This is a genomic window from Bounagaea algeriensis, from assembly GCF_054491375.1.
Genome location: NZ_CM137102.1, coordinates 936,398 through 961,656, shown reverse-complemented (window position 1 = coordinate 961,656; position 25,259 = coordinate 936,398). Strand labels below are relative to the sequence as shown.

The following is a 25,259-nucleotide window of genomic DNA, read 5'->3' as shown; positions in this document are numbered from 1 at the left end:
TTCGTGCAACCCCCGCACGATTCGCCCGGTCGGCGGGCGCGGCGCACGGACGCGCACGGGTGCGCCAGGCGTGCGCGAGCCCCGCTGCGGGCGCTACCCGAGCTGGTTGAGCATGTTCTCCACCTGGTTGCCGATCTCCCGCGCGTCGGCGGGCACGAACGCGGTGAGCTGCTCGCCGGTGCTGCCGCGCTCGGCGCGGTTGAGGTAGCGCCCGTCGGGTTCGGGGGTGTCGAACCACGCCACGATCGGCGAGCGCTGCCGCTTGCCGAGCTGGTCGCGCTTGTTCACCGCGAGCTGGCCGACGCGCACGCGCGGCATCCCGGCGATCTGCTTGGCCAGCTGCACCTGGCGGTCGCCGCTGCGCATCCGGCCGCCGGACGCGGCGGGCCGCATGATTCCGCCGGGCTCGTCGTCCTCGCCCCGCCGCTCGCCCCGCCGGGCGGGGTCCAGCTCGGCGGCCGGCACGCGGACCGCGGGCTGCCGGCCCTTCGGCGCGGGCGGCAGCGTCGGCAGCAGCACTTCCGCCGCGGTGACGCGCTCGTGCACCTCGACGGTGAGCAGTCCGCCGCGCTGGGGGTCTTCGCCGGGGGTTTGCACGCCGAGCACGACGCGGTTGCCCCGTTCGCCCTCGGTGATCGCGGCGAGGGTGCGCCAGCAGTGCGGCTGCTCCGGGTCCGGATACCAGATCGAATCGGCCCACAGGTAGGGCTTGGCCAGTGTGCGCAGCGCGGTGGCCAGGTTCGGATCGATTTCGTCGTCGACGAGGACGCCGCTCGCGGCCATGTTGCCGGCCTCGGCCTGCACCGCCCGCGCCCACTGCTCGACGGTGTAGCCGTGGGAGCGGGTGGTCAGCGGCAGGGCGAGTTCCTCGACGCCGAGGTAGCTCAGCACGGCGTCGAGGTGCACGGGCGGCAGCTGCCAGCGTCCCAGCTGGGTCACGAAAACTCCTTCAACTCGCTGGTCCCGCGGCGGTGTGGCTACTCGATGTCGAGCACCCGGAGCATGAGCCTTCCTGGAGGTTCCGCCAAGCGACCACCCCGCACACCGCTCTGGAAACAGTTCACACGCGGTCACTCGCCGAGGACGGGCGGGGCGGTCTTCGGCATGTCGTTGAACCACACGTCGTCGTTCTCCTCGAGCCACGAGGGACGCTCGTGCTCCTCGTCCTCGCCTTGGCCCTGGCCGCCGCGACCGCCCATACCGCCCATGGCGCCGCGGCCGGCGGCACCACCGCGGCCCGCCGCGGTTCCCGCACCACCGGGCGCGCCGGTCTTGGCTCCGCCACCGTTGCCGACGCCGGAGCGTCCGCCCGGACCGGGGCCGGTTCCGGGCTTGCCGCCGGGGGCTCCACCAGGTGCGCCGCCGACCACGCCACCGCCGCCCCCGCCGGGCGTGCCGCCGCCACCCGGGCCGCCCGGGGTGGCCGCTCCGCCCGGAGCCCCCGGGGCTCCGGGGGTCATCGCCGAGGCGGGCGCCGAGGTGCTGGGGGTGGTCGGCCCCGGAACGCCGGGGGTGTTCGTCGACGGGCCGTTGCTGCCGGGTCCGTTGATGCCGGGTCCGTTGATGCCGGGGGCGCCCGGGTGGGAGCCGCCGCCGGGGACGTTGGCCATGCCGCCACCGCCGGGTGCCGCGTTGGCCGCGGTGGTGGCGCCGCCACCACCGCCCCAGCCCGTGGACGACTGCGGCTGGGCCGGGGGCGGTTCCACCGCGCTGCCGTCCGGCTTGCGGAACGCGGGCATCTGCTGGTCGACCTGGGTGACCGTGGGGCTGTAGACGCTGCCCATGGTCCGGCGCGCGGCCTTCTCCTCCTCCTGGCGCTGCTCCATGTTGCCGATGGCGTCGTAGGCGCCGCCCGGAACGAAGGCGACCTTCAGGCCCGTGGTCCAGCCGTTGAACCCCTGCGGCTCGCCGACCATCTTCTTGGCCTCACCGGCACTGTCCCCGGTGGTTTGCATGTTGTTGCCGGTCATGTGGAAGGCGTTGCCGCTGCCCGTCATCCAGTCGTCCACCGGCTTGGACGCGCTCTTGGCCCGCTCGGCCGCTTCGCCTTCCCAACCCGAAGCAATAACCTTGTCGAGCCTGTTCGAGAACTGCGGACCGCGCTCGGCCAGGTCCTTGCCGAGCTCGTTCCAGGCCTTCGCGATCTCCCCGGCCTTGCCGGCGTCGATGGAGTCCTGGTTGGTCTGGTAGATCTGCGCATGGCTGAAGCCGTCCCAGTTCACGCATTGCGTGACCGCGGGCGAGTCGTAGTCCTCCACGCCCTCCCGCAGCCCGGAGTTCCGCTGCTGCAGCTGGTTCATCTGCTGCTGGTGCGCCTGTTCGGCCTGCTGCACCTGCTCCTTGCGGTCGGATTCCGCGTAGCTCTCGTAGCCGAAGATCTTGGATCCGGTGTCGTGGACGTTCCGCCACTTCTCCCCGATCCAGTCGCCGAACCCCACGGCTTACCCCCTCGTCGTCCCGGCGGCCGCCCCCGGCGACCGCGCGCCCGGTCAGGCTTCTGCGCGGCTCAGCGGAGCACGCCACCTGCAGCGGGCTCGCAGAGCGCTCCACACCTTACGATCCCGAGTGATCCCCTGTCACACGAATCCGCCGATTCGTCAGATTTTTCCGCAGGAGGCGCGTGGCGCGGCGGCAGCGGCGTGTGCGGTGGGTTTCGAGTCTTGCGCACTCGTCGTCCCAGCACCGCTTCCTCCGGACAGGAACCGAGCGCGAGGCTGAAGCTCACCCACATCGCCTGCCAGGCGGTACCGACACTCCGCCATCCACGCTGGGTGGCTCCAACGCACCCCCAGTCACTCCGGCAACCGAGACGCCGTCGCCTCGGCGATCTCCTGAACCTCAGCACAAGCATCAACAGAATCGGAACGAGTTCCGGTTATGCCGTAAATCGCAACGCCTCCACCAGAGGAAATAAGGACGTTGCACACCCCGTTGCCAGCACCACCACCCGTTACTGCAACAGCTCCTTGCTTCCCGCTGACTTGTTTCCGGTCGTACCGGTCCCAAGTACTCGTCGAATACGAATTCACTGTTTCATCAGTGTTCTTGTGGAGAGTGAGACTATCTGCTCACCTTCCCAACGGCAGCCGGGTTCGAAACTAACCTCAGTTGCATCCTGAGAATCCGACGACACGCCCCAAGATTTCAATTCATCAGAATTGAAGAATGTACACGGATCGAAACGCTCCAGAGCCTTCGACTGCCGCGCCGCCTCCGAAGGCTGCTCAGACTCCGAGTCACCGGACGGCGCAGCACACGCCGACACCCCGACCAACAGCACACCAGCCGACACGCCCAAACCTAACCGAAACACACGCACCCCAGTCACTCCGGCAACCGCGACGCCGTTGCCTCCGCAATCTTCCGAGCTTCTGGGCACGGCTCGATTGGATTCGCCCCCTTGTTGGAGACCTGATAGATGACAACGCCACCACCAGCATTGACCAGGATATTGCAGCCGAACCCGTCAGCACCGGCCACCTGTGCCACAGCGGCAGACCGTCCGGCAACCTGCTGTTTCTCGTACGAGGCCCAGTTCCCGCTCTGTTCGTACGAATCCACCGTCTCCTCAGCGTTCTTGCTGAGGTCGAGGGCCTTCTCCGCACCGGACCAGCGGCAGGATGGCTCCCAGGAAACCTGCGTTGAATCCTCCCCCTCCCCCGACGGCAACCCCCACGAGCTCAACTCATCAGGCTGGAAGAACGTGCAGGGGTCGAAACCCTCCAACGCCTGCGCCTGCTGCGCCATCTCCGAGGGCTGCTCAGACTCCGAATCACCGGACGGCGCAGCACACGCCGACACCCCGACCAACAGCACACCAGCCGACACGCCCAGCACGGAACGAACGGTCCTCTTCACTGTCGCAACCCACCTTGCATGTCTTCAGCGGCCTGATCGTCGGTAGTACGGTAGTCCTTCGCCGCGCCTTCAAAAGCATCGGCCAGCTTGCGGAGCTCTTCGGACATCTGCCTCAGCAACGAAAGCGCACCAGCCTCCGGGTCTGTCGCCTTCTGCTCGAACCGCGCCTGCAAAACGCTGCCATCCGGATAGTCGCCGAGCCCCTGGACACGTGCAATCATCTGGGAATTGATGGCCAGCTCCTGCATCGCATCCGCTTCCTCCCTGCAGATTTTCGCAGCCTTCTCGGCGGCCTCGGGATCGAGCCGCAGCTTGCCGGCGCTCACCTGCTCGTTGATCCAACCGGTCTGCTTGCTGACCTCCCCCAAGGCCTGCTTCGACCCCTCGAAGCCACCGCCCTCGCTCATGGCAACCCCCTTCACGCAGCTCCCGCGCCCGGCAAGTCGGACACACTCTAACGGGACGCGCGCGCCCGTGGGGACGGTTCCCGGCACTTCGCCACGGATCACATCTCACCCGAACGGCCGCACACCGCTGCCGTTCCGGCTTCCCCCCACGTCGTACCGGCCCGTGCGCAGCGTTTCCAGGAAACCGCGCCACGAGCGCTGCCCGATCGCCAACACCGCACCGGCCCGCTCCTTGGAATCCCGCACCCGCACACCACCGCCGACGAAGGCGACCTCGACGCAGTTGACGCTGGACCCGCTGCGCGAACTCTTCCGCCAGGTCGGCTCGGTCATGCCACACCCCTCCTCGCGAGATCGGTGATCAACGCTGCCGAAGCCGCCGCGTCCAGCGCAAGCTCGTCCAACGCACGGCACAGCTCGACGTAGCCACCGGTCTTCTCCGGCGTGGAGACGAACACACCGCCCAGGCGGTTCTCCAAGTACACGTACGGATCCAGCGCGGGGAACTCGAAAAGCGTGAACGGTCCATCCAGCCCGGAATAGGCACCGACGCCCGCGGGCACGACGCGCAGATGCACGTGCGACATCTGCCCGTCCGAGACCAGCCGCCACAACTGCCGCTGCATCACGCCGCTTCCACCGATCGGCCTGTGCAGCGCGAACTCGTCGATGTAGAACCTCACCCGGGGAGGCCGACTGCGGGTAAGCAGCACCTGACGCCCCAGACGTGCGGACACCCGGCGGTCGACTTCGGCCTCGGTGCGGTCGACCGTGCCGATGATGTGGTGGGCGTACTCCGCCGTCTGCAACAACCCCGGTACGAGAGCCAGCTCGAACACGGTGATTCCGGTGGCTTGCTCCTCCAAAAGGGTCAGGTTCGCCTGTTCATCGGAGTACGCGTCATCGCGTCCGAGGAACGTCGTCACGCCGTCGTCGCCTTCGGCTTTCGCGGCGAGCTGCTCCCGCAGCTCCGCGTTCACCTCGTACACGCGGCACAGCGCGTGCACGTCCTCGACGGCGGCTCTGCGCTCCCCGGTTTCCGTTCGACTGACCCAAGCGGGGCTCGTACCGAGCGCCCGTGCAACCGATCGGGTGGACATGCGGTTGACCTCGCGGAGCTGTTTGAGCTCGGCACCGAGCCCGACGTGAAACAGCCGTCCTTCCCTCATCGCTGAACACCCCCGGTGAGCCGGCGTGACGTTTCCTCAGGTTTCACGCTGTTTCGCTTTTGCGGAAACTGTTTCGCACCTCGCCGAAACAGCGAAACAACCCTAGTTTTCACCACATCGCTTTCCGAGAGGTTCAACGGACGAAGGACCCGAACGAATGATCTTCGACGTGTTTCGCGACGACTTCCGGGACGTGTTCTGGATCGTCGGCACCGGCACGCGCATCCGGCACGCGACGCGGACGCTGCCCGGTGCGGTGTTCGCAGGGGAGTGCACGACGACGCTGTGCGGCGGCAGCATCAAGGTCCCGATGAGCACCCCGGCCGGGCGCACCCCGCCGAGCGCGCACGTCACCGACCGCTGCCCGCCCTGCGCGGCGACCGCCGAGACCGAACGCCTCGTCCAGCACGTCTGGGACTACTGACACCGCCGCGCCCGAGGCTCGCCCGAGAGACGTCGGCGACATTTCTCGAGAAAAGTCGCGTACTTTTCTCGAGAAACGTCCACCCGATGCACCCGGAAAGTCCGCATTCCGAGCGGGGTGCGCCACCTGAAGCCTGAGGTGGCACGCGAGAGCGCTCGGACCAGCGGCGAGACGGCGGAACAGCACGGATCGGCACAGAACGGCACGGATCGGCCGATGCGGGATCACCGGCCGGCACGATCGCGGTAGGCTCTCCACCGCGATACGACAGTCCAGCGACGTGGCCGGTCGGGACGCGCGCCGTCCGCCGGTGTTCGGGGAGCGCAGCACATGAACCAGCCGCCCTGGCCGCCGGACCACCATCAGCATCGCCACCCCTCGCACCAGGACCCGCGGCAGTCCGGCGATTCCGGCGGCCCGCAGGCCTCGGAGCAAGCGCACGATCCGAGCGCCCACGGCCCGCGCCCGCAGCAGGCCCGGCAGTGGCAGCAGGCCCGGCAGTGGCAGCAAGCCCAGCAGTCGCAGCAAGCCCAGCAGTCGCAGCGGCCGCCGCACCAGCATCCGACCGCCCCACCGCAGGACACCCCGACTCCACCGCAGGGAACTCCGCAGACCACGACACAGCGCGCAACGTCGCGGCGCCCCACCCGCGGCCCCGCCACCACCCTGATCGTCGCCGCGGTCATGCTGCTCCTCGCCGGCACCATCGGCGCCGTCACCACCACCGTCGTCCGCAACGGCTCCGTCACCGCAGGCGGCCCGGACAACCCCACACCGGCCGTTCCGGACAGCAGCTCCCGCAGCGCGCAGCCGCTGCTCGAGGACGGCGGCACCGAGTCCGAACCGGACACCTCGAACGCCGAACCACCGGCGAACACGGACCTCGGAACCGCCGGCCCGGCCGCATCGCAGGCACCGAGCAACGCGCAGGACCCTTCCGAGCCCGTGGCCGCGCTCGCCGACAGCCGGCTGAACATCGCGGACAACGGCGCGGTCAACACCCCGTGCGAACTGCCGCCGTTCGACACCAGCCCCGGGGGCCAGAACACGTTCTACCAGGCCGCGGTGCCCTGCCTGCAGCAGATGTGGGCCCCGGCGCTGCGCGAGGCGGGACTGCCCACCGACGCGGCGACCGTCGTCACCACGGCCAGCAGCGTCGACACCCCGTGCGGCCAGCGGGAGTGGAACGAGACCGCGATGTACTGCGCGCACAACCACACCATCTACATGACCGCCCGCTACTACCCGGAGATCGAAAGCCAGCACGACCCGGGTGTCTACTTGGGACAGTTGGCGCACGAGTACGGCCACGCGGTGCAGGGACTGGCCGGGATCAGCGAGGCGTACAACGAGGCCGTGGCCGACGCGGGCGGCTACGACACGGCCGAAGGCCAAGAACTCAGCCGCCGTTCCGAACTGCAGGCCACCTGCTTCGGCGGCATGGCCCTGGCCGCGCTGCAGAACGGCGGCCTCGGCAACGACTACATCCTCCCCGCACTGCGCGACGCCAGCAATCGCGGTGACGAACAGGGCAACGAGGGGCGCACCCACGGCGCGCTGGCCAGCAACGAGCAGTGGGCCGAACGCGGCTTCTACGCCAACCGCGTCACCGAGTGCAACACGTGGGAAGCCGCGGACGCTGCTGTGGAGTGACCGCTTCGCAGACCGCGGCAGCATCCCGCCCCGGGATCACCCCGAGGACGTCGAGCGGCAATTCCTCGCCGGAGCGGTCAGCGGCGCGCGTGCCCCAGCAGCACCGCGAATCCGGAGCCGGCGACCGCGGCGAGGCTCAGCAGCACCCAGGTCAGGCGCATCGCCAGCTCCTCGGCGGCGGAACGGCCCGCGGCATCGGCGGGCACCGCTGTGATCTGCCCGGACGGGCCGCCGACGCCCGCCGCCGGGTCCGCGTCCGGTGGGACGAGCACGGGCAGCACGGTTCCCGGCGCGTGCCCGCAGCCGTCGAAACGCGCCGTGCGGGTGCTCCCGCCCAGCTCGTAGGTGAGCACATCGCCCTGCGTCCCCTGCTGCGCGCAGGGTGCGGTGCGCACGACCCTGGCCTCGACGCGCTGCCACTCAGCGAGGTTGCGCGCGGGGGCGAGGACGGTCGGTGCCACGGCGACTCCGAGGACGGCGATGCCCAGCACTCCCAGCAGGAGCAGAATCGACGCGAACGGAGCCGAACCCGAGTGCCTCACCCGATCGATACTCCCAGAAATGCTCCGGCTCGGTGAAAACAGCGTCACCGAGTCGCAATTCCCGGCGGAGAACCCGCGGAATCAGGGCGATTCTTCCTGGTCCTGCTCCGCCGCCCGCTGCGCGTCCGCTGCCGTGCGCGTCGACATGCGGATCTCGTGCACGAAATCCTGCGTCGCACCGCCGAGGTACTGCATCGTCTCCTGCATGGTGTTCACGAGCTGCTCCGGAGCGTGGTCGCCGCCGAGCGCTTCGCGCATCCGCTGCGCCATCTCCGGCGCCTGCCCCACGAACTCCTCCAGCTCGGCGGCGGCCTCGTCGGCCTGCTGCAACGCGGCCCGCGCCTGCGGGTCGCGAACGTCGTCGAAACGGCCACTGCTCATCCGCGCACCTCCACGCCCTGAGAACGCGCAGTCCTCGAACCGGTCATCACGCGCACACTAGCGGCCGGCGGTGCTGCTCCGCAGCCGCCTCCGGCGTGCTCTCCGGGGGAACGGCGGCACGCCCCGCGCCTGCGTGCCGCAGCAACCGCCGGTCACTCCTCGTGCGTGCCCCGCTCCTGCTGCGCCCCCCGCTCCTGCTGCGCCGAGGTCTCCCGCGACTGCCCGTGCCAGACGTGGAGCAGGCGGTCGCCGCGTTCCAGCTCGGCCACCTCGGGTGCGTCGACGCGGTGCAACTGCCCGCGCCGCACCACTCCGAGCACGATCTCGCGCACCCGCGTGGGTGCGGCGCCGACCTCCTCGCGCCGCACCGGGCGTTCGGCCAGGGTGAACCCGCGCTCCGGGGCGAGCAGGTCGGCGAACATGTCCACCACCGCCGGGGTCGTCGTGGCCACCCCCAGCAGCCGCCCGGCCGTCTCGCTGGTGACGACGACCGAGTCCGCCCCGGACTGGCGCACCAGGTGCACGTTCTCCCGCTCGCGCACCGCGGCGACCAGCTGCGCCTCCGGGGCCAGTTCACGCGCGGTCAGCGTCACCAGCACCGCCGTGTCGTCGCGTTCGGTGGCGATGACGACGGCGCGCGCGTGCGGCACACCGGCCAGGCGCAGCACGTCTGCCCGCGTGCCCGACCCGGTCACCGTGACCAGTCCGAGCGTGGCCGCGGATTCCAGCGCGGCGGTGTCGGTGTCCACCACGACGATGTCCTCGTGGGAGACCTCTTCGCCGAGCAGCGCGTTCACCGCGGAACGCCCCTTGGTTCCGTACCCGACGACCACGACGTGGTTGCGCACCTTCGACCTCCAGCGCTGGATGCGGAAAGCTTGCCGCGAGCGTTCGGTGAGCACCTCCAACGTGGTGCCGACGAGCACCACGAGGAACAGCACCCGGATCGGCGTGATGATCAGCGCGTTGACCAGCCGCGCCTGCGGTGTGACCGGGACGATGTCACCGTAGCCGGTCGTGGACAGCGATACGGTGCAGTAGTAGAAGGCGTCGGCCAGGCTCAGCGGCCCGCCGCCGCTGCTGTCGGAATACCCGTCTCGCCCCAGGTAGACGACGAACACGCACACGGCCAGCGCCACCAGGGCGCCGAGCACGCGGCGCAGGATCGCCCGCATCGGACCGGCGCGGTGGTGCCCCGGGATGCGGACCGTGCCGACGAGCGCGTAATCCGGACGGGCGGTGAGCTGGTCGACGGCCTGGCCGGTGCCGCGCCGGGCCAGGCCCGGCACCCCTCGTGCAGACCGTCTCACCATGAGCACCACTCCCGAGCGCCCGCTACCAGCCCCGCCGGGGCGACGGCATGCCGCGCGAGCCGCGGCGATCTTACCGCGCCAAACGTGCTCCAGCCCGAAAGCAGGGTGGGCTGAACGGGCTCCCTCCTGTCACCGTCCCGGGGTAACGGCATACGATGCCCCGGTGCAGGAGCTGGAACACGCTGCCCGTGCCCTCGGTTGGGACGGCCACCTCGTCGCGGACCTGGAAGTGTTCGGAGCGCGTTTCGCTGCGGTGGCCAGAATCCGCCCGGACGTGCACCGGTGGCGCCACGCGCACGGGTGGGGCCCCGAACTCGACCCGTCCTCGTTCCGCTCGAGCTCCGAGTCCGACCGCATCCCCGTCGCCGCCGTCGACCTGGTCGGGATCCTCGTTCCGACGGCGCGGGTGGAGAACGCGTTGAGCGCGTGCGGAACGCTGCTCACCCTCGCCCCGTGCGCGGTGGTGCTGCCCTGGTCGCACCCGTACGTGGCCTGGCAGCTGATGGAGCTGGACTACTATGGGGTGGGCGTGCTGCACGCCACCGGCAACGGACCGGCCCAGCTCGCGCTCGAACCGCAGGACCGCACCGCCGAGTTCGGCACCTCGCTGTTCGGCCGGTGGATGCTCGAAGTGCTGTACTCGAAGCTGCTCGAGCAGCAGCCGCAGCTCGCCGAGAACGCCTGAAGCTCGTTCTCGACGGCCGAGTGCCGCACCGAGCGGCCACACCGAGCGAGCGCACCCGCGTGACGGTGCCGAGCGGCCGCACCAGCGGGGACCGCACCGAGCGGCCACACCGAGCGACTGCGCGAGCGACCGGGCCGCGGGTGACCGCGCGCAGCGGCCACCCCAGCACTACCCGCGGAACCGCGGCGGACGAGCTCAGTAGGCCAGGTGGTACTCGCGCCAGTTCAGCTCGTCGAAACTCCACCGCATGCCGCGCAGTTCCTGCAGCATCCGCAGCGCCTGCATGGTGTGCGGCCAGCGCCGGACCACGTTCGCCATCGCCACCGGCGACATCAGCTCCACGGTGCGCCGGTGGTCGCCCTCGCCGATCAGCGCGATCCCGCCCTGCGTGTGCAGGATGTCCACCAGCGGCGTCTGCCCCGTCAGCGCCACGTTCTCCACGCTGACGACCGTGTCCGGCTGCAGGTTCTCCGGCCAGGCCGTGCGGTCGACGTCCGTGGCCACCGGCCGGGGGCAGCTGCCGCAGGTGCAGCCGTCCTCATCGGCCCAGCCCATCTCGGGCCAGGACCACACCACGCTGCCGCCGCGGTCCATGGTGGACAGCGCGGCGATGTGCGGCCACGCGGTCACCACCGCCGAGAGGGTTGTCCGCTGCCACGACACCTCGTCCGCATCGGGCCCGGCGCAGACCCAGGTGCCGTCCTCGGTGCACCGCACCCGGACCAGCGGTACCCGCATGGCGAGCACGTTCGCGTCCAGGTCCACCGGAGTGTCCGGCGGCGACTGGAGCTTCCACGGGTGGTCGGATCGCGTGCCTGTCTGGGTCCCCATCGCGGTGCTCATCGCGATGCATACTCGTCACCGCCCCGCGGCGGGTTCAAGCTCGCCCACTCTAACGAGTGAGAGGAGATTCCTCCGGCGGTTCCTGCTGCACCGCGGCCTCGTCCGGCACGTCCCGCACGAGCTCGGCCAGCCCCTCGGCATCCAGCAGCTCCTCCGGGAGCACCGTGCGCTCCTCGCGCACGTAGTGGAACGCGGCCCGCACCCGCTCCAGCGGCGTGCCGGACAGCTCGGACCACGCCACGCGGTACGCGGACAGCTGCACCGCCGACTTCCGGGCCTCCTCGCCCTGCGGCAGCCGGCCCGTCTTCCAGTCGACCACGGTCCAACCGCCGTCGGCATCGGCGAACACCGCGTCCATCCGCCCGCGCACGAGAACGCCGGCCAGCCGCGTCTCGAACGGCACCTCCACGCGGTGCGGCGTGCGGTCGGCCCACTCGCTGCGCTCGAAAGCCCGCCGCAGCTCGGCGAATTCCACGTCACCGCCCTCCTCGGCGGCGACGTCGTCCGCCGCGCCCGGCAGCTCGCCCAGCTCCAGCAGCGCGTTCGAACCGAACCGGTTCTCCAACCACTCGTGGAACTCGGTACCCCGGCGCGCCACCCGGTTCGGCGGCAGCGGCAGCGGCCGGCGCAACCGCTCGGCCAGCCGCTCCGGATCCCGCGCCAGTTCCACGAGCTGGCTCACCGACAGCCGTTCCGGCAGCCGCACCCGCTCGCGGCGCCGGCCGCGGGAACGCTCCGCCAGCAGCACGTCCACGTCGTGCGCCCAACCCTCCGGATCGTCGGACTCGCCGTCCGGGCCGGCCTGCTCGGCGGACTCCGCCGGTTCCGGTGCGGCCTGCTCGTCGGACTCGCCGTCCGGGCCGGCCTGCTCGACGGACTCCGCCGGTTCCGGTGCGGCGGAAGGGTCCGGTGCGGCGGGCGAACCGGGTGGCACGTCGGGGTCCTCGGGTGCCTCCGACCGGTCCCGCTCGTCGAGCTGCGCCATCACCCGGCGCACCCGCTCGGCGCCCTCGACGACGGCGCCGCGCCGCTGCTCCAGCGGATCCGCGGGCCACCGCACGCTGCGCGCCTCCGAAGTCAGCGGGTTCTCCGCCTCGTCGGCCGGAGCCGGCACCCACTGCTGCACCTGCCCGGCCGGCCCGCACAACTCGGCCAGCTCGGTGAGGAACTCCGACGGGCCCTTGGGCTTCTCCCCCGTCTCGGCCCACCAGTGGCCGGACAGCAGCAGCACCCGCTCCGAACGGGTCAGCGCCACGTACAGCAGGCGCCGCTCCTCGGCCAGCCGCCGCTCCTCGAACTCCTCGTCGTGCTCGGCCAACCGCGCCTGCAGCTCCTTGCGGTCCGCACCGGACAGCTCGGCCGCGTCCAGCCGCGGCAGATCCACCGCGTCGCCGCGCAACTGCGCGGGCAGCTCCGTGACCGACCGCAGCCAGCACGAACCCTTGCGCCGCGCGGGGAACACGTTGCGCACCAGGTGCGGCAGCGCCACCACCTCCCACTCGAGGCCCTTGGCCGCGTGCATCGTCAGCACCTGCACCCGGTCCTCGGCCACCTCGACCTCGCCCGGTGCCAACCCGTCCTCGGCGCGCTCCGCCGTGTCCAAGTAGTGCAGCAGGTCCGACAGGCCGGCCGCGGGGCTGGCGGTGGCGAACTCGGTGACCACGTCGGCGAACGCGTCCAACTGCACGCGCCCGGCCGAACCGGGGCGCGCGGTGCTTTCGATGTCCAGCCGCAGCTCCCGCTCCACCTCGGCGACCAGCTCCGGCAGCGGGCGGTCGAGACGACCGCGCAACCGCTCCAGTTCCCGGCCGAGCTCGCGGATGCGCCGGTAGCCCGGGTCGGAGAAGCGGTCCGGCCCACCCGGATCGTCCAGCGCGTCGACCAGCCCGCTCTGCTCCGCGTTCTCCCCGGGCAGCGCGGCCGTCACCGCAGCGGAGGCGTCCGCGTCGTCCGGCGGGTCCACCCGCGTGCCCAGTTCCCGCGCGCGGTCGTGCAGCGCGACGAGATCGGCCGCGCCGAGGCGCCAGCGCGAACCGGTGAGCACCCGCATCGCCGCGGTACCCGCCAGCGGGTCCACGAGCATCCGCAGCACCGAGACGAGATCGCGCACCTCGGGTTCGTCGAGCAGCCCGCCGAGCCCCACGACCTCCACCGGCAGTCCCCGCGCGCGCAGCGCCGCGGCCACCTCCGCCATGTCCGCGCGGCGGCGCACCAGCACCGCCGTGGTCGGCGGCGTGCCCTGCTCGTCGGTGACCGTCTTCCACCGGGCGGCGATCTGCTCGGCCACCCACTCGCGCTCCTGCCGCACGTCCTCGGCCAGCGCCAGCCGCACGTCACCTGCGGGCGCATCCGGACGCGCCCGCAGGTCCGCGACGTCCACACCGGACTCGCGCAGCGGTTGGGACACGGCGTTGGCCAGCCGCAGCACCTCCGGCGGGTTGCGGAAGCTCGTCACCAGCCCGTACCGGACGGCGGGCGTGCGCTGCTCCTCCCGCACCTGCGGGAAGTCCGCGCCGAACCTGGGCAGGTTGGCCGCGCTCGCACCCCGCCAGCCGTAGATCGCCTGCACCGGATCCCCCACCGACGTCACCGGCAGCGGCTCGCCCCGCCCGTAGAGGGCGCGCAGCAGCTCGCGCTGCGCGTGCCCGGTGTCCTGGTACTCGTCCAGCAGCACCGCGCCGAACCGGCCCCGCTCACCGGCCACGACCTCCGGGTGCTGCAGGGCCAGGCGCGCGGCGAACGCCATCTGGTCGGCGAAGTCCATCGCCCCTTCGCGGCGCTTCGCGCGGGCGTACTCCGCCACCAGCGGCAGCAGCGCTGCGCGCAGCCGCTGGGTGGAGGTCACCCTGCGCAGCTCCTGCGGCAGCTCGGCGCGCTGCCCCTTGGCGCGGGGGGCGTTCTCCACCGCCCGGCACAGCTGCTCGGCGTGCGCCCGCACCTGCTCCGGGTCGACGAGGTGCTCGGCCAGCTCCCCCGCCAGCGACAGCACGTACTGGGTCACCGTCGCCGGGATCCGGTCGGTGTCGAGGTCCTCGGTCCAGGTGGAGACCACGCGGTGCGCCAGCTGCCACGCGGCGGTTCCGGTGAGCAGCCGCGCACCCGGTTCGACGGGGATGCGCAGTCCGTGCTCGGCGACGAGGCGTCCAGCGTAGGCGTGGTAGGTCAGCACCGTCGGCTCGGAGGCCAGCACCGCGGTGGTCAGCTCGCGGCTCGGGTCGACCTCGTCGAGCAGGCCCGACCCGGCGAGCCGCCGCAGCCGGGCGCGCACCCGGTCGGCCAGCTGCCGCGCGGCCTTGCGGGTGAACGTCAGGCCGAGCACCCGTTCCGGCTCGACGTGCTGGTTGGCGACGAGCCACACCACGCGGGCGGCCATGGTTTCGGTCTTGCCGGCGCCCGCACCGGCGACGACCAGCGCCGGCTGCGGATCGGCGGCGATCACCGCGGCCTGCTCCCCGGTCGGCGCGGGCAATCCGAGGGCCTGGGCGATGCGCTGGGGACTGACCTGCTGGCTCACTGCGCGACCTGCCTTCCCTGCAGCGGGCAACTCGTGCGCACCGGGCACCGCCCGCAGTCGGCGTTCTCGTGGGCGAGGTAGCCGGGGCCGGTGCTGGACTCGGCGGCCGCGTGCACCTCGTCGAGCCACCCGCGCACCTGGTCGTCGTCCAAACCGGACTGCACGCGTTCGGTCGCCGCCCCGGTCCGGTCGGGTTTGGCCACGTAGAGCAGCCGCGCCCCACCGGGGGCGGAACGGTCCTCCTGCTCGGCGCGGAACGCGCCGAGGGCGGCCGCCAACTGGTACACCGCCAGCTGCGGATGCTGCTCCGCGTCGTTCTTGCTGACCGGGGACTTGCCGGTCTTGATGTCGACGATGACCTCCTGCCCGGCGGTGTCGGCCTCCAGCCGGTCCACCCGGCCGCGCAGCTGCAACCACGGCCCGCCGTCCGAACGCGGCGGCAGCTGCAGGTCCAGGTCGTGCTCCACGCCCTGCTGGGAGAGTTCGCCGCGGGTGTCGGCCATCCACCGCAGGAACGCCTCGAGCATCCCGGAGACGCGTTCGCGCTCCTTGCGGGAGAACCAGGGCGCGCCCGCGTCGACCGACTTCCACGCCTCGTCGAGGGCGCGCCGCAGCTCCTCGAAGGACCTGCCCTCGGCGGCCAGCCGGGCCACCTCGTGCACCAGCGTGCCGGTCACCGCGGCCAGTTCCGCGCCGTCCTGCCCGCCGTGCCGCTCCAGCAGCCAGCGCAGCGGGCACTGCCGCAGCACCTCCACCGTGGACGGGGACACGCGCACCGGCTCGTCCTCACCGACCGGGGCGTCGTGGCTGGACACGTCGGCCAGGCCGTACCAGCTGGCGGGATCCGCCCCGGGCACGCCCGCGCGGGCCAAGCGGGCCAACTGGGTGGCGGCGCGTTCCCGCCGGTCCGGCTCGGTCTCGGGGTCGCAGACGGCGCGGCGCAACTCGCCGACCAGTTCGCCCGCGGACAACCCGCGCTGCGGCGGCGTCACCGGGCGGGGTTCGACCTCGCCCTCGGCGTCGGTGCCGTCGAGCTCGTCGAGGAACCGCGACGGCTGCTCCTCCTCCCCGCGCACCGCGCTGACCAGCAACCGGGAACGGGCGCGGCTGGCCGCGAGGAACAGCAGCCGCCGCTCCTCGGCCAGCAGCGGCGCGGTCATCGACACCGCACCGTCGCCCGCGCGGAACAGCGCGTCCAGCAGCCGTTCGATCCCCAGCAGCGAGCCGCGCTGCCGCAGGTTCGGCCACACGCCCTCCTGCACCCCGGGCACGGCCACGACCGTCCACTCGCGACCGGCCGCGCGGTGGGCGGTGAGCACCTGCACGGCGTCCTCCCGGGGTGCGGCGGGCGCGCGCGAATCGCGGGCGATGTGCTGGGCGTCCAACTCGTCGGCGAAGGCGGCCGCGTCCTGGCCGGACCAGCGCTCGTCGAAACCGCGGGCCTCGTCGAACAGCTCCACCACCGCGTCCAGGTCCCGGTTGGCCTGCGCGCCAGCCACCCCGCCGCGCTCGGTGCCGGCCAGCCACTCCTCCTGCAGACCGCTGGCGCGCCACACGCGCCAGAGCACCTCTTCCACCCGCGCGCCCGAGGTCACCGCCTCGCGGGCCTCGTGCAGCAGCTGTGCGAGACGCCGGGCCGGTGCGGCGGCCGCGTCGGGCAGGCCGGTGAGCCGGTCGGTGTCCTGCAGCACCTCGACGAGCAGCTCCCCGCTGGGGCGGCTGCCGCCGGCGGCCAGCTCCAACCGCCGCAGGCCGCGGCGCAGCCGGCGCAGCGCCAGCGGGTCGGCCCCGCCGAGCGGCGAGGTCAGCAGCTCCTCGGCGGTGTCGGCGTCCAGCGCGTCCGGCCGCGCGGCGCTGCGCAGCAGCCGCAGGAACGGGCGCACCGCGCCGCGCTGGGACAGCGGCACGTCGTCGCTGGGCACGTTCACCGGCACGCCGGCGGCCAGCAGGGCGCGGCGCAGCACGGGCAGGGTGTGCCCGAGCGAGCGCACCACCACGGCCATTTCGGACCACGGCACGCCCTGCTGCAGGTGCGCGCGGCGCAGCTGGTCGGCCACCCACGTGGCCTGCTGGGCTTCGGTGGCCAGCAGCCGCACCCGCACCGTGCCCGGATCGGCGGTGTCGACGTGCTCCGACGGGTCGGAGTTCCGGGTCGGCTGCCGCTGCGGACCGCTGCCCGGCATGCGGGCGGCGAGCCGGCCCACCGCGGTGCGCACGGCCGGGGACATGCGGTGGTCGGCGGTGAGCACCTCGACGGGGGCTTCGTCGGACTTGATCAGCTCGGGCTCGGCGCCGCGGAAGGAGTACACCGCCTGGTCCGGATCGCCGAACAGCAACGTCTCCGCGGCGGTTTCGCGCAGTTTGCCGACGAACTCGTACTGCTGCTCGTCGAGGTGCTGGGCGTCGTCGACGACGACGTGGCGCACGCGCCGCCGCTCCTCGGCGAGCAGCTCGGGGTCTTGGTCGAACGCGGCCAGCGCGGCGCCGATGAGCTCGGCCGCGTCGTACTCCGGCGGCTGGTTGCCGGTGCGCTCACGCAACCGGGCGATCGCGCGGTACTCGGCGCCGAACCTGCCCACCGCTGTCCACTCGGGACGGCCGTGCTGCTCGCCGAGCTCGATGAGGCGGTGCTCACCGATCCCGCGTTCCGTGGCGCGCAGCAGGAAGTCCCGCAGCTCCACGGCGAATCCCGGCAGACCCAGCGCCGGGCGCAGCGACTCCGGCCAGATCGAGGCGCCCTGGTCGACGTGCTCGCGCAGCAGTTCGCGGATGCGGTGGTCCTCCTCCGCGCCGGTCAGCAGCTTCGGCGGCGCCTGCCCCGCGCGCACCGCCCGGTTGCGCAGCACGGCGAAGGCGTAGGAGTGCACGCTGCGCGCCAGCGGCTCCGGCGTGGTGCGCGGCCGGGTGCCCTCCTCGGTGAGCACGCGGGTGATCTCGCCGCGCATCCACTCGGCGGCCGAACGGCCGGTCGTGAGCACGAGCACGTTCTCCGGCGACACCCCGGCGCGGGTGACGCGCTCGGCCGCGGCGCGCGCGGCCAGCGTGCTCTTGCCGGTGCCGGGGCCGCCAAGCACGCGCAACGCCCCCTCCGCGTGGTCGAGGACGCGGCACGCGGCCGGTTCCCGCGCGGCGGCATCCGTCCCCGCGGTGCGCGCGTGCGGCGTGCGTACGAGCAGAGGTGCGGTCCGGCGCATGGCTCCGATGGAATCATGACCCACCCACGGTTCCTCGGACGTGCCGCGCCGTTCCGCCCCGGATCACACGGCCAGCGGGTGTACTTTTCTCGAGAAAAGTCGCCGACTTTTCTCGAGAAAAGTACAAACCCCTGGTGAGCGGGCACGGGAACGGGGATCGCGGGCGGTAGGCTCGCCGCCGTGGACGAGCGGACGCTGGAACAGGTGCGGTCGGTGGTCGCCTCGATACCGCCCGGCAACGTGCTCTCCTACGGCGACGTCGCCGAACTCGCCGGGCTGCCCACCCCGCGGCTCGTCGGCCGCATCCTCGCCGAGGACGGCGGTGATCTGCCCTGGCACCGCGTGCTGCGCGCCGACGGCACACCGGCCGAACACCTGCGCAGCCGCCAACTGGCCCTGCTGCGCGAAGAAGGCGTGACCACCGGGCGGCGGCGCATCGACATGCGCCGCTACCGCTGGGGAGCGGAGTAGGTGCGGCCGGTCCCGGGACGTTCCACACGTGGCGGTGATCAACGAGCAGGCGCGGGCGAACCGGCTCGGCAGCCTCCTACTGGCGACCCTGCCCTACTGACCACCCTCCTACTGACCACCCTGGGCGTTCGCTCCGAGGTGCTCGGTCACCAGCTTCACCAGCGCAGCGGTGCGCGAACGCTGCGGAATGACGTGCGGCAGCCCCGCCTCGGCGATCGGCGCCGCGGTGACCGGGCCGACGCAGGCCAGCAGCACCCGCTGCCGCAGCGCCGCGTCGAGTTCGCCGCGGTTGCCGAGCCGCTCGGCCCGGCGCAGCAGGTTGGTCGCGGCCGGGGCGCTGGTGAACGGCAGCGCGTCGATCCCACCGGCGATCACCTCGCCGATGAGCCGGTCCAGCGCGTCCATGTCGACCGGGTCGGTCCAGCGGTACACGGGCACGGCGACGACCTCGGCGCCCGCCTCGGCCAACCGCTCGCGGAACGTCCACATCGGATCGCCGTGGAGCTGAACGGCCACCCGCTCACCCGCAACCCCGGTCTGCAGCAGGTGCTGGAGCACCTCGTCGGACTCCTCGTCCGGTGAGGTCCAACTCTCCCGCAGGCCCGCTGCGCGCACCGCACCGCAGGCCTTCGCCCCGCGCGCGAGCACGTTCGCACCTGCCAACTGCGCCGCGAGCCGCTCACGCAGCCCGCGGTGCTCGGCGGCCTCGAACCAGCCGCGGAAGCCCATCCCCGTGATCGCCACGACGTGCTGCACCGGCCGGGCGAGCACCGCTTCGGTCGCCTCGGCCAGTTCGCCGTCCTCCGGCAGCGGCACCGTGTGCATCGCGGCGCCGTAGCGCACGCGCGCGCCGCGCCGCTCGAACGCCGCCCCGATCTCGGCGGCCTTGCGCTCGGCGGTGATGCCGATGGTGCGTCCCCGCAGCGTCTCCTGCGGTTCCGTCGCGGTGGATTCGGTCACGGGACGATCGTCGTCCATCGCACCCGCCCCGCGCCAGGCGAATGTGGTGCGAATCGGCGCAGGCGGCACGAACCCGGCCGGGCAGACCGGTGAGCGCGGGAGCGGTCAGAGCACGTCGAGCACCATCTGCGAGGAACGCTCCAGCCCGCTCAACGAGCGCAGCGTGGACCGCGGGTGCAACGCGTGCACCGCGAGCCGAAACAGCAGCGCCCGCAGCAGCACCTGCGGCCACTCCGCCAGATGCGACCAGCGCTCCACGATCGCCGGGTCCGCCCCGCCCCAGGCGAGCGCGTCGATCACGGTGACCGCGGCGGCCCACTCGACCGGGCGCCAGTACGGGTGGAAGTCGATGATCCCCGGCGGGGCGTCGTGGTGGAACAGCACGTTGCCGAACAGGTCGCCGTGCACCACCTGCGCGGGCAGCCGCACCTCGCGCCGCGCGCCGACGAGCACGTCGTACAACCGGCCGCCCTTGTCCTCGGGCAGCCGGTAGTCCTCCTCGCCCCAGGACATCCGGTCGGCGAGAGCGTAGATGTCCTGCCGGTCCTGCCGGAACCGCGGAGCCTCCAACTGGCGGCTCGCCGAATGCAGCCGCAGCGACATGGCGACGACGTCGTCGTGCCGCGGTTCCGGTTGTCCGGCGATGTCCCGGCTGGCCGACCAGCCCGAGACCACCCAGCGGCCGTCGGTGGACCGCAGCGGCCGCGACACGCGCACGTCCTCGGGGGAGAGGGTGTCCAGCGCCTGCGCGACCCACGCTGCTTCGGCGTTGTGCGCGGCCGGTTTGAGCAGGATGTCCCCGCAGCGCCAGGCCGCGGCGCTGGCGAGCAGTTCCGGCTCCTCCGTGCGCGCACCGAACGCCGCGCGCACGTGCGGCGGTGGCGGCTCCGGCGTAGCGTTCACGGCCCAGACGCTACCGTGCACGCCGCCGAATCCCCAGCAGGCACACCGCGCGCCACGCGCAGCGCTTCGCCGTGGCGTTCTATCTGCCGGTGGCCACGTCCGGTGAACAGCAACGGGGCCGGTGCGCGCGGCACCGGCCCCGGGGCACCGCGACCGCTGCGCGATCGACGGTGGAAGTGCTCAGTACTGGTTGATCAGTACGTGGGCAGGCTCGTGTCGACCTGGTTGGCCCAGCCGAGCACGCCGCCGCCGACGTGCACCGCGTCCGAGAAGCCGGCCTTGTGCAGCGCCGCCAGCGCCTCGGCGGAACGCCCACCGGTCCGGCAGTGCAGCACGACCTGCCGGTCCTGCGGCAGTTCGGCCAGCGCCTCACCGGACAGGATGCGGTCCTTCGGGATCAGCGTCGAACCGTCGATCTTGACGATCTCGTACTCGTGCGGCTCGCGGACGTCGACGAGTTCGAACTTCTCGCCGTTGTCGAACTTCTCCTTGAGCTCCAGCGGGGTGATGGTGCTGCCCGCCGAGGCCTGCTGCGCGTCGTCGGAGACCACGCCGCAGAACGTCTCGTAGTCGATCAGCTGCGTGACCGGCTCGGCGTTCGGATCCTTGCGGACCTTGACGGTGCGGTAGCTCATCTCGAGCGCGTCGTAGATCATCAGGCGGCCGAGCAGCGTCTCACCGATGCCGACGATCAGCTTGATCGCCTCGTTGACCATGATCGAGCCGATCGACGCGCACAGCACACCGAGCACGCCGCCCTCGGCGCAGGACGGCACCATTCCCGGTGGCGGCGGCTCCGGGTACAGGTCGCGGTAGTTCGGGCCGTACTGGTCCCAGAACACGCTGGCCTGCCCCTCGAACCGGAAGATCGATCCCCACACGTACGGCTTGCCCTGCAGCACCGCCGTGTCGTTGACGAGGTAGCGGGTGGCGAAGTTGTCGGTGCCGTCCAGGATCAGGTCGTAGTCGGCGAAGATGTCCAGGGAGTTCTCCGTGGTCAGGTGCGCCTCGTGCAGGTTGACCTGCACGAACGGGTTGACCTCGTGGATCGACTCCTTGGCGGACTGGGACTTGGACTTGCCCAGGTCCGACTGGCCGTGGATGACCTGCCGGTGCAGGTTGGACTCGTCGACCTCGTCGAACTCGACGACCCCGAGCGTGCCCACCCCGGCGGCGGCGAGGTACAGCAGCGCGGGGCTGCCCAAGCCGCCGGCACCGATCACCAGCACCTTGGCGTTCTTCAGCCGCTTCTGACCCTCGACGCCGACATCCGGGATGATCAGGTGGCGGCTGTACCGCGCCACCTCTTCCTTGGTCAGCTCCGCCGCGGGCTCCACCAGCGGCGGCAGTGACGTTGCGCCGGACATTCCCAGCTCCTTCTCGATGGTCGGTGCCGGTCATCCTGTCGTACCGGACCGCGCGGAGGAACTCCGCTGGCGGTGGCGCGGCGGGACCGGCCCGGGGGCTTTCGCACGAAGGCCGGCACCCGGCCCTCACCACACGTTCAACACCAGCGTGGCGCGCTGACTTCCCGCAGACCAAGGTCTCCCACGATGCGAGAGCGCGGACGCACGGAGAACGGGGCCCGCTCCTTCACCGCGCGTCGGGCTGCGGGAACGGCCAGGCGTTGTACTCGCACGTCTTGCCGTCCGCCGGGATGTCGCTCCCGCCCTGGTCGGCGCGCTCGTTCAAGCGGTGCAGCTCGTCGTTGTCGGTGCTGAAGGTCTGCTGCATCATGATCGGAGCCAGCCCGCCGTCTTCCGCGCAGCCCACGTGGCCGTTGCCGAAGACGTGCCCCACCTCGTGGTTGATGAGGTAGCGCCGGTAGTTGCCGATGTCACCGTTGAAGTCCTCCGCTCCGCGCACCCAGCGCGCCGCGTTGAGCAGCACCTTGTCGCCGATGCGGCAGGACGTGTCGTAGGGCAGCCCTTCCGAGTAGCCGCACATCTCCCGCGCCGTCTGCTGGCTGAGGAGGATCACGCGGAAGTCGGGGCTCGGGCCGTCCGGGCCGACGCGCTGCACGGCGAGGTCACCGCCCCGCGGGTTGGTCCAGCTGCGCGGGTCGGCCAGCGTGGCCTGCACGAGGCGGCCGTAGGACTCGTTGCCCTCCACCAGGTCCACGCCGACTTCGGTTTCCACGGTGTAGCGATGGAGTTCGCCGCTGCCGGTCTTCGGCGACTCTCCCGGCAGCACCTCGAACGTGCGCCCACCGGTGGTGGGCACCGGTGGGCCGGGTGGCAGCTCCGCCGAGGACCCCTCGCCCGCGGCCTCGCCCTCGGCGGAGCGCGGTTGCGGGGGCGGTGCGGTGACCACCGGTTCTTTCGGGACGGCCGCTGCCGGCGCCTGCTCGGGAGGACGGGGGTCGGAGCCCGCCGAGGACGGCAGCACCGGTGGCCCGAAGCTCTGCACGAGAGCGAGCCCGGTCAGCAGCGCCAGCAGCGGCAGCGCGTAGATCCGCCACCCGTAGCGGGCGAACAACCGCCGGGAGCGCGACCACCACGCCGGGTCGCTGCTCGCGGCTTCAGGGTCCTCCGCAGCCTCGCCCGGTCGCCAGGACGCGGCCGCCGGATCCGCGTCGTCGACGCGGGCGGGTTCGTCCCGCGTCGCGGTGCTCCCTGCACGGCTGGGGGAGTCTGATCGACCAGGCACGACGACAAGGCTGCCACAACGTCCGCGCAGTTCTCCGGCTCGGGAGTACCCGACACGACCGATCTTGCCCGACCGGGTTAACCGGTGATCCCTTGGCGGCGCGAGCGCCGGCGGTGAGCCGCTCGTCGCGCGCACAACCCGCGGGCAGCGCTAGCGTTGCACTACCAGTGAGTAAAGTCCCGTACCCTGCACGGCCGGAAAGGCCATGCCGGGGGGTGCGCCGGACACCACCCGCTTCCGACTCGGAAGCGGGCGCCCTGGCCAAGCGGGAGAACCGCGCGACGCCGCGCAGCCGCCGGCACCGTTCCTCCGGGAGCTGCCGGTGAGCAGCGACGCGGTTCCCGAACGGAGTGGAGGCGAGGATGACCGAGACCGCGCAGCCGAACCGTGGTGTTCGGCTGCCCCGCGACGAACGGCGGGCGCAGCTGCTGCAGGCCGCGAAGCACGTGTTCGTGCACAACGGCTACCACGCCGCCGCCATGGACGACATCGCCGAGCGCGCGGGGGTCAGCAAGCCGGTCCTCTACCAGCACTTCCCCGGCAAGCTCGAGCTCTACCTGGCTCTGCTGGAAACCCACGGCAACGAGCTGGTCGACCGGGTGCGCGGGGCGATCGAGTCCACACCGGACAACAAGCAGCGGGTGCGCGCCGCCGTCGGCGCGTTCTACGAGTTCGTCGCCGGCGAGGACGGAGCCTTCCGCCTCGTCTTCGAGTCCGACATGCGCGGCGAGCCGACCGTGGAGCAGGCCGTGGAAACCGCCCTGTCCGGCTGCATCGACGCGGTCACCGAAGCCGTCACCGCCGACGCGGGGCTCGATGCGGAACGCGCCCGCCTGCTGGCCGTGGGGCTCGTCGGGTTGAGCCAGGTCACCGCGCGCTACTGGCTCGACGATCAGCACAGCATCAGCCGCGAGGAAGCCGTGGGCTTGATGTCCACCCTCGCCTGGAAGGGACTGGCCGGCTTCCCCCTGCAATCCGGCCAGTCCGGCTGAGGCGACCTCCGGCCGGCGAGGCGAGCGCAACGAAATCTGGACTCGCTCCAGAGAGCACAATTTTCATGAAAATTGTGAGTTGTCCCCACACGAGCGGAGTACGAACGATCCCCACACCATCGGATCAAGCGGAGCTGGATTCCGCTCGTTCGGGTGGGGATGCTGGCGCATCGGGCCTGGTCACGCGGTGGTGGAGAACTGCTGAGCCCCGCGACCGCCGGGATCGGCGAGCACCGGGCGGATCAGTTCCGCCAGCCTCGTGGTGACCTCCTCGGTGCGCTCCAGCGGCAGCATGTGCCCGGCGCCGCCGTAGCCGATCAGTTCCGCCTGCGGCAGCGCCTCGGCGATGCGCCGCGCCTGTCCGTACGGCGTGAGCCGGTCGGCGAACCCGCCGAGCACCACGCACGGCAGCGACCGCAGCGGTTGCAGGCTCCCCGCGCGCTCGTGCTCGGCCAGCGACCAGCGGAACTCGGCGAACGCGCGCGGCTCGCACGCCGCGACCGCCTCGGCCGTGGCGGCGATGTCGGCGCGCCGCGGCCGGCGCCCGAACAGCAGCCAGCGCAGCCCGGGCCGCAGCGGCGCCGACTTGCGGACGGCGCGTCGCCCCGACAGGCGCCCCATCCCGCGAGCGAGCGCCTGCTCCCCGGCGTAAGCCACCTCGGACAGCGGGTAACGCAGCCCGAGCGCCACCTTGGCCAGACCGCCCGCGGCGGAGGCGACGAACGCCACCGCGCGCACGCGCTGCCGCACGAGCTCCGGGTGGCGTTCGGCCAGCGCCATCAGACTCATCCCGCCCATGGAGTGGCCTGCCAGCACGACCGGGCCGTCCGGCACGCGCTCGGTGATGAGTTCGGCGAGGTCGTCGGCGCAGCGCTCGATGGTGTTGGAGCCGGCGGGAGCACCATCGCTGTCGCCGTGCCCGCGCAGGTCGAACCGCAGGATCCGCAGCGAACTGCCGGCACCTGCCGGAAGTCCCGCGACCACGCGGTCCCAGGTGCGCCTGCTCAACGTCCACCCGTGCACGAGCACCACCGTGACGGGCGCGTCGGCCGGTCCCTCGTCCGCCACGTTCAGCCGCACACCGTCGGAAGTGCGGAAATCGGACGGCCGGGTGGTTGCTGCTGTCGTCACCGGTTCTCCTCGTCTGTCCATCGTTCCGAGCTGTCCATCGTTGGGGGCTGTCGGTCGTTCGGGGCTGTCGATCGTTCCGGCTCGAGAGCCGCGGCGCGGGGGTCGCGCGCCGTCGGCGTCCCGAGGCCCTTCCGCACCCGCGCCGCTCCGCGGCGCACCCGCCGCGCCGT

23 protein-coding genes are annotated in these 25,259 nt (G+C 72.1%); 5 read left to right on the top strand and 18 right to left on the bottom strand.

Annotated features, from left to right (window positions below; all coding sequences use genetic code 11):
* Positions 1-93: 93 nt before the first annotated feature.
* The 7 genes from ACVGV2_RS04390 to ACVGV2_RS04360 form a co-directional block, all read right to left on the bottom strand.
* On the bottom strand, positions 94-939 hold the full coding sequence (locus tag ACVGV2_RS04390) for an ESX secretion-associated protein EspG (protein ID WP_459164765.1): 846 nt from the start codon (positions 937-939) through the stop codon (positions 94-96).
* Positions 940-1,070: 131 nt separating this feature from the next.
* Positions 1,071-2,438: a PPE domain-containing protein gene (locus ACVGV2_RS04385; protein WP_459164764.1), complete on the bottom strand. Its 1,368-nt coding sequence runs from the start codon at positions 2,436-2,438 to the stop codon at positions 1,071-1,073.
* Between the two features lie 587 nt (positions 2,439-3,025).
* On the bottom strand, positions 3,026-3,265 hold the full coding sequence (locus ACVGV2_RS04380) for a DUF3558 family protein (RefSeq protein ID WP_459165871.1): 240 nt from the start codon (positions 3,263-3,265) through the stop codon (positions 3,026-3,028).
* A 59-nt stretch (positions 3,266-3,324) separates the two neighbouring features.
* Complete coding sequence (locus ACVGV2_RS04375; RefSeq protein ID WP_459164763.1) at positions 3,325-3,837, bottom strand: DUF3558 family protein; 513 nt, start codon at positions 3,835-3,837, stop codon at positions 3,325-3,327.
* A gap of 17 nt (positions 3,838-3,854) precedes the next feature.
* Positions 3,855-4,265 carry a hypothetical protein gene (locus ACVGV2_RS04370; RefSeq protein WP_459164762.1) on the bottom strand — a complete coding sequence of 137 codons (411 nt, stop codon included), beginning with the start codon at positions 4,263-4,265 and terminating at the stop codon, positions 3,855-3,857.
* 105 nt (positions 4,266-4,370) lie between these two features.
* Positions 4,371-4,598: a DUF397 domain-containing protein gene (locus ACVGV2_RS04365; RefSeq protein WP_459164761.1), complete on the bottom strand. Its 228-nt coding sequence runs from the start codon at positions 4,596-4,598 to the stop codon at positions 4,371-4,373.
* A complete protein-coding gene (locus ACVGV2_RS04360; protein WP_459164760.1) occupies positions 4,595-5,434 on the bottom strand; it encodes a helix-turn-helix domain-containing protein in 840 nt (279 codons plus the stop codon). Before ACVGV2_RS04360 ends, ACVGV2_RS04365 begins: the two co-directional genes overlap by 4 nt.
* 157 nt (positions 5,435-5,591) lie before the next feature.
* Between ACVGV2_RS04360 and ACVGV2_RS04355 the strand changes: the two genes are divergently transcribed.
* Together ACVGV2_RS04355 and ACVGV2_RS04350 are read left to right on the top strand one after the other, a co-directional pair.
* Entirely contained in the window at positions 5,592-5,858 is a 267-nt protein-coding gene (locus ACVGV2_RS04355) for a hypothetical protein (protein WP_459164759.1), read from the top strand.
* Between the two features lie 330 nt (positions 5,859-6,188).
* The gene (locus ACVGV2_RS04350; RefSeq protein ID WP_459164758.1) at positions 6,189-7,511 is read left to right on the top strand and encodes a neutral zinc metallopeptidase; all 1,323 of its coding nucleotides are present in this window, start codon (positions 6,189-6,191) and stop codon (positions 7,509-7,511) included.
* Between the two features lie 77 nt (positions 7,512-7,588).
* Here the strand turns inward: ACVGV2_RS04350 and ACVGV2_RS04345 are convergent, their stop codons facing one another.
* The 3 genes from ACVGV2_RS04345 to ACVGV2_RS04335 all read right to left on the bottom strand — a co-directional run bounded on the left by ACVGV2_RS04345 (position 7,589) and on the right by ACVGV2_RS04335 (position 9,747).
* Complete coding sequence (locus ACVGV2_RS04345; RefSeq protein ID WP_459164757.1) at positions 7,589-8,053, bottom strand: hypothetical protein; 465 nt, start codon at positions 8,051-8,053, stop codon at positions 7,589-7,591.
* An 81-nt stretch (positions 8,054-8,134) separates the two neighbouring features.
* Complete coding sequence (locus ACVGV2_RS04340) at positions 8,135-8,434, bottom strand: hypothetical protein (RefSeq protein WP_459164756.1); 300 nt, start codon at positions 8,432-8,434, stop codon at positions 8,135-8,137.
* Positions 8,435-8,586: 152 nt separating this feature from the next.
* Positions 8,587-9,747, bottom strand: coding sequence for a potassium channel family protein (locus tag ACVGV2_RS04335; protein ID WP_459164755.1), 1,161 nt, complete (start codon positions 9,745-9,747; stop codon positions 8,587-8,589).
* A 163-nt stretch (positions 9,748-9,910) separates the two neighbouring features.
* Here ACVGV2_RS04335 and ACVGV2_RS04330 point away from each other — a divergent pair, with 163 nt between their 5' ends.
* Complete coding sequence (locus ACVGV2_RS04330) at positions 9,911-10,432, top strand: hypothetical protein (RefSeq protein WP_459164754.1); 522 nt, start codon at positions 9,911-9,913, stop codon at positions 10,430-10,432.
* Between the two features lie 195 nt (positions 10,433-10,627).
* Here ACVGV2_RS04330 and ACVGV2_RS04325 read toward each other — a convergent pair whose 3' ends face one another.
* From ACVGV2_RS04325 to ACVGV2_RS04315, 3 genes are all read right to left on the bottom strand, one after another.
* Positions 10,628-11,263: a hypothetical protein gene (locus tag ACVGV2_RS04325; RefSeq protein ID WP_459164753.1), complete on the bottom strand. Its 636-nt coding sequence runs from the start codon at positions 11,261-11,263 to the stop codon at positions 10,628-10,630.
* A 61-nt stretch (positions 11,264-11,324) separates the two neighbouring features.
* Entirely contained in the window at positions 11,325-14,789 is a 3,465-nt protein-coding gene (locus tag ACVGV2_RS04320; RefSeq protein ID WP_459164752.1) for an ATP-dependent helicase, read from the bottom strand.
* A complete protein-coding gene (locus ACVGV2_RS04315) occupies positions 14,786-17,983 on the bottom strand; it encodes an ATP-dependent helicase (protein WP_459165870.1) in 3,198 nt (1,065 codons plus the stop codon). Before ACVGV2_RS04315 ends, ACVGV2_RS04320 begins: the two co-directional genes overlap by 4 nt.
* A gap of 180 nt (positions 17,984-18,163) precedes the next feature.
* On the opposite strand from ACVGV2_RS04315, the gene ACVGV2_RS04310 reads away from it, so the two are divergent.
* Entirely contained in the window at positions 18,164-18,454 is a 291-nt protein-coding gene (locus tag ACVGV2_RS04310) for an MGMT family protein (protein ID WP_459164751.1), read from the top strand.
* A 108-nt stretch (positions 18,455-18,562) separates the two neighbouring features.
* On the opposite strand, the gene ACVGV2_RS04305 is transcribed toward ACVGV2_RS04310, so the two are convergent.
* From ACVGV2_RS04305 to ACVGV2_RS04290, 4 genes are all read right to left on the bottom strand, one after another.
* The gene (locus tag ACVGV2_RS04305) at positions 18,563-19,414 is read right to left on the bottom strand and encodes a uroporphyrinogen-III synthase (RefSeq protein ID WP_459164750.1); all 852 of its coding nucleotides are present in this window, start codon (positions 19,412-19,414) and stop codon (positions 18,563-18,565) included.
* A 105-nt stretch (positions 19,415-19,519) separates the two neighbouring features.
* Positions 19,520-20,317: a TIGR02569 family protein gene (locus tag ACVGV2_RS04300; RefSeq protein ID WP_459164749.1), complete on the bottom strand. Its 798-nt coding sequence runs from the start codon at positions 20,315-20,317 to the stop codon at positions 19,520-19,522.
* Positions 20,318-20,511: 194 nt separating this feature from the next.
* Positions 20,512-21,684 (bottom strand): adenylyltransferase/sulfurtransferase MoeZ, encoded by a 1,173-nt coding sequence (moeZ, locus tag ACVGV2_RS04295; RefSeq protein ID WP_459164748.1) that lies wholly within the window; start codon positions 21,682-21,684, stop codon positions 20,512-20,514.
* Positions 21,685-21,910: 226 nt separating this feature from the next.
* A complete protein-coding gene (locus ACVGV2_RS04290; RefSeq protein ID WP_459164747.1) occupies positions 21,911-22,966 on the bottom strand; it encodes a DUF3152 domain-containing protein in 1,056 nt (351 codons plus the stop codon).
* Positions 22,967-23,328: 362 nt separating this feature from the next.
* Between ACVGV2_RS04290 and ACVGV2_RS04285 the strand changes: the two genes are divergently transcribed.
* Positions 23,329-23,958 (top strand): TetR/AcrR family transcriptional regulator, encoded by a 630-nt coding sequence (locus ACVGV2_RS04285; protein ID WP_459164746.1) that lies wholly within the window; start codon positions 23,329-23,331, stop codon positions 23,956-23,958.
* 180 nt (positions 23,959-24,138) lie between these two features.
* On the opposite strand, the gene ACVGV2_RS04280 is transcribed toward ACVGV2_RS04285, so the two are convergent.
* On the bottom strand, positions 24,139-25,089 hold the full coding sequence (locus ACVGV2_RS04280) for an alpha/beta fold hydrolase (protein WP_459164745.1): 951 nt from the start codon (positions 25,087-25,089) through the stop codon (positions 24,139-24,141).
* Between the last annotated feature and the right edge of the window lie 170 nt (positions 25,090-25,259).

What these genes read in the sequence shown, in the direction of transcription:
- ACVGV2_RS04370 (WP_459164762.1), bottom strand. Translation starts at nt 4,265, where the DNA reads ATGAGCGAGGGCGGTGGCTTCGAGGGGTCGAAGCAGGCCTTGGGGGAG.
- ACVGV2_RS04365 (WP_459164761.1), bottom strand. Translation starts at nt 4,598, where the DNA reads ATGACCGAGCCGACCTGGCGGAAGAGTTCGCGCAGCGGGTCCAGCGTC.
- ACVGV2_RS04360 (WP_459164760.1), bottom strand. Translation starts at nt 5,434, where the DNA reads ATGAGGGAAGGACGGCTGTTTCACGTCGGGCTCGGTGCCGAGCTCAAA.
- ACVGV2_RS04355 (WP_459164759.1), top strand. Translation starts at nt 5,592, where the DNA reads ATGATCTTCGACGTGTTTCGCGACGACTTCCGGGACGTGTTCTGGATC.
- ACVGV2_RS04350 (WP_459164758.1), top strand. Translation starts at nt 6,189, where the DNA reads ATGAACCAGCCGCCCTGGCCGCCGGACCACCATCAGCATCGCCACCCC.
- ACVGV2_RS04340 (WP_459164756.1), bottom strand. Translation starts at nt 8,434, where the DNA reads ATGAGCAGTGGCCGTTTCGACGACGTTCGCGACCCGCAGGCGCGGGCC.
- ACVGV2_RS04335 (WP_459164755.1), bottom strand. Translation starts at nt 9,747, where the DNA reads ATGGTGAGACGGTCTGCACGAGGGGTGCCGGGCCTGGCCCGGCGCGGC.
- ACVGV2_RS04325 (WP_459164753.1), bottom strand. Translation starts at nt 11,263, where the DNA reads ATGGGGACCCAGACAGGCACGCGATCCGACCACCCGTGGAAGCTCCAG.
- ACVGV2_RS04315 (WP_459165870.1), bottom strand. Translation starts at nt 17,983, where the DNA reads ATGCGCCGGACCGCACCTCTGCTCGTACGCACGCCGCACGCGCGCACC.
- moeZ (WP_459164748.1), bottom strand. Translation starts at nt 21,684, where the DNA reads ATGTCCGGCGCAACGTCACTGCCGCCGCTGGTGGAGCCCGCGGCGGAG.
- ACVGV2_RS04285 (WP_459164746.1), top strand. Translation starts at nt 23,329, where the DNA reads ATGACCGAGACCGCGCAGCCGAACCGTGGTGTTCGGCTGCCCCGCGAC.